This is a genomic window from Pseudomonas sp. SG-MS2, assembly GCF_009933855.1.
Taxonomy (GTDB): Bacteria; Pseudomonadota; Gammaproteobacteria; order Pseudomonadales; family Pseudomonadaceae; genus Aquipseudomonas; species Aquipseudomonas putida_E.
This window is the reverse complement of record NZ_MOMO01000111.1, coordinates 1-3,008: the sequence shown is the minus strand read 5'-3', so window position 1 is coordinate 3,008 and position 3,008 is coordinate 1. Positions and strand designations below refer to the sequence as shown.

The following is a 3,008-nucleotide window of genomic DNA, read 5'->3' as shown; positions in this document are numbered from 1 at the left end:
TGGTGTGCACCCGCCACTTCCCGTCGATGCCCCGGGGGTTTTGGAACGACAACGATGGCAGCCGCTACCGCGAGGCCTACTTCAGCCAGTTTCCCGGTGTCTGGGCGCAGGGCGACTACGCCGAGCAGCTCACCACAGGCGGCATGGTGATCCATGGGCGTTCCGATGCCGTGCTCAACCCCGGTGGCGTGCGTATCGGCACGGCGGAAATCTATCGGCAGGTAGAAAAGGTCGAGCAGGTGCTGGAAAGTGTCGCCATCGGCCAGCAATGGAAAGGCGATGTGCGTGTCGTGCTGTTCGTGCGTCTGCGTGATGGCCTGGCGCTCGATGAGCCGTTGCAACAGCGCATTCGCCAGGTGATCCGCCAGTACACCACGCCGCGCCATGTACCGGCGGTGATCCTGCAGGTCAGTGATATTCCACGTACCATCAGCGGCAAGCTGGTGGAGCTGGCGGTGCGTAATGTGGTGCACGGGTTACCCGTGAAAAATACCGACGCGCTGGCCAACCCGGAAGCACTTGAGTTTTTTCGTGACCGCACGGAGCTGCACGTTCAGGCATAATGGCGCCCTTTTTTCACCCAGAAGCACAGGTGTCCCATGAAAGCTCAAGCCCGCCACATCCTGGTCAAGACCGCTGATGAGGCCGAAAAGCTCAAACAGCGCATCGCCAATGGCGAGGCCTTCGACGTGCTGGCCAAGAAGTTTTCTACCTGCCCTTCAGGCAAGCGTGGCGGCGACCTGGGCGAAGTGCGCCCGGGGCAGCTGGTGGGGGCGATCGACCAGGTGATTTTCAAGAAACCCCTGCGTGTGGTGCACGGGCCGATCAAGAGCAAGTTCGGCTACCACCTGGTGCAGACCTTCTACCGCGACTGAACGGCGCCGTTAACGGCGTGCTGCCAGCAAACCGAGGCCAGCGCAACCGAGCAGGCAGGCGCTGACCCGGTTGAACAGCCGGCGCGGCCCCGGCTGGCTGAACCAGCGCTGCAGGTAGGCGCCAAGGCCGGCATAGATGGCAATCGCCGCCCACTCCAGGAGCAGGAACAGTACCCCCAGCCAGAGGAACTGCTCACTGACCGGGGTGGGGCTGCCCACCGAGACGAACTGCGGCAGGAAGGCGGTAAAAATCAGGATTGCTTTCGGGTTCCCTAATGATTGTAAATATAAACCTTAAAATGTTCTGTTTATCAGAACATTTTGCTTGACTGCCCTCCGCTCTAACGATACCTTTGGCACGAAGTCGGCAGCGCTGCCTTAGCGGTGCGTGAAGGTAATCCTTCGCTGGCTTACCTAATTACTTAACCTATGCCTAATTGCATAGGTCATCAGACAGAAGTCGAGCAGATTGCTCGACTTTTTTTTTGACTTTTTTTTGGACGAGATGGCTGGATGCACCTTTTGTACGTTGATGAATCAGGCTCACCAACTGACCCAAATCAGAATTTTTTCATCCTGTCGGGGGTGTCGATTTTTGAACGCCAGACTCACTGGATCGAGAAGCAATTGAACAATATTGCCGGGAGATTTTCTCCCGAGGATTCGTACGCGATCGAGCTTCACGGCTCACCCATGCGGTCGGGTAAAAGTGAATGGAGGCCCTTCCCAATGGCTGAGCGGATTCAGGCCATCAAGGACTGCCTGCAGGTCATCCCTGACTCGAAGGGAAAGATTCGACTCTTTGCCGCGGTTTTCGAACGTGGATCTGGAAACGGCGACGACCCTATCGCGAGCTGTTTCGAGCAGTTAGCCTCGAGGTTCGACATGTACCTGCGCCGCCTGCACCACCAGGGCGATACGCAAAGGGGGATTGCCGTTTTCGACAAATCGACAACCGAAAAAAGCATCCAGAACATGGCCCGAACGTTCAAGCATGACGGCCATTCTTTCGGAAAGCTCACAAACTTCGCCGAGGTGCCCCTTTTCCTGGACTCGAAAGCCTCGAGGATGATCCAGCTTGCGGATCTGGTGGCATTCGCAATCTATCGTCACTATCAGTCCTCCGACTCCCAGTATTTTGAAATTATACAAAATTGCTTTGATAGCGCCGGTGGAACTGTGCATGGGCTGCACGAGCGCAGAGCTCGGCAGGGGGCAACTGTTGAAGTCATCGAAACGGCTACCGTGGTCGAAACGACAACAATCATTCAGGCTGTACGTGATTAACTTCCAGCCTGATCGCTCCTAAGCTCGCAGTGCAGGCTGGTGAGAGTTGCGCTTGCACCGAACAGAGCCGTGGTCATTCTGGGCTTGCTAATTGATTGCTAATATATATTATTTTTGTAAAGGATATTGCAGCGCGCGTCCATCATTAGAGCGAAGTTAGTAGTTTGTCACCGCTTGACAGCGACTTCGCCAACACTGGAAGCCGCTCAACGTCGCCAGGGCACCTGCCGACGGATTCAGCGTGGTGAAGGCGTCGCCTAACCTCGACAGGTGCCCTGAGCAACGGACAATGCAGCTCAATTTTTTCTAATTAGTACGTTCCTCACTTGGGCCTAAGTCGCTAAAATGGCTATGCAGCATAGGCCAAGCCCAGAAAGCCACTCCATTCCAAGTGAACCAATCCAATAAAAAACTTAAAAAGGGATAACCGATGGACAAGGATGATTTTGATTCTGAAAAAACCAGCAGCCAGCGCATTGCAAAGCTTTTAGAAAAGCTTAACTCACCACTGGGTCAAACGATGGCTAAGATTATGGAGCAGCTCTATTCCCCGCCAGCACTACAAATGAACAAAATTATGGAGAAATATAGCTCTCCAGCAGATCTTAAAATAGCCAAAACCATCGAGCAATACAGCTCTCCAACAGATCTTAAAATAGCCAAAATCATAGAGCAATACAGCTCTCCAGCAGATCTAAAAATAGCCAAAACCATCGAGCAATACAGCTCTCCAGCAGATCTTAAAATAGCCAAAATCATAGAGCAATACAGCTCTCCAACAGATCTTAAAATAGCCAAAATCATCGAGCAATACAGCTCTCCAACAGACCTTAAAATAGCCAAAAT

The 3,008-nt window shown here is 53.4% G+C and carries 3 protein-coding genes and 2 pseudogenes; 4 read left to right on the top strand and 1 reads right to left on the bottom strand.

Annotated elements, in window-relative coordinates; translation table 11 throughout:
- A pseudogene (locus BLX42_RS08980) lies at positions 1–563 on the top strand (acetoacetate--CoA ligase); the annotation flags it as partial.
- Between the two features lie 36 nt (positions 564–599).
- Entirely contained in the window at positions 600–875 is a 276-nt protein-coding gene (locus BLX42_RS08975; protein ID WP_008095636.1) for a peptidylprolyl isomerase, read from the top strand.
- A gap of 9 nt (positions 876–884) precedes the next feature.
- On the opposite strand, the pseudogene BLX42_RS08970 reads toward BLX42_RS08975, so the two are convergent.
- A pseudogene (locus BLX42_RS08970) lies at positions 885–1,148 on the bottom strand (LysE family transporter); the annotation flags it as partial.
- A 240-nt stretch (positions 1,149–1,388) separates the two neighbouring features.
- Here BLX42_RS08970 and BLX42_RS08965 point away from each other — a divergent pair.
- Both BLX42_RS08965 and BLX42_RS08960 read left to right on the top strand, forming a co-directional pair.
- On the top strand, positions 1,389–2,162 hold the full coding sequence (locus tag BLX42_RS08965) for a DUF3800 domain-containing protein (protein ID WP_161871613.1): 774 nt from the start codon (positions 1,389–1,391) through the stop codon (positions 2,160–2,162).
- Positions 2,163–2,592: 430 nt separating this feature from the next.
- A partial coding sequence (locus BLX42_RS08960) for a hypothetical protein (RefSeq protein WP_161871612.1) occupies positions 2,593–3,008 on the top strand: 416 nt, incomplete at its 3' end.

Coding starts and splice junctions, on each gene's coding strand:
- BLX42_RS08975 (WP_008095636.1), top strand. CDS start 600: ATGAAAGCTCAAGCCCGCCACATCCTGGTCAAGACCGCTGATGAGGCC.
- BLX42_RS08965 (WP_161871613.1), top strand. CDS start 1,389: ATGCACCTTTTGTACGTTGATGAATCAGGCTCACCAACTGACCCAAAT.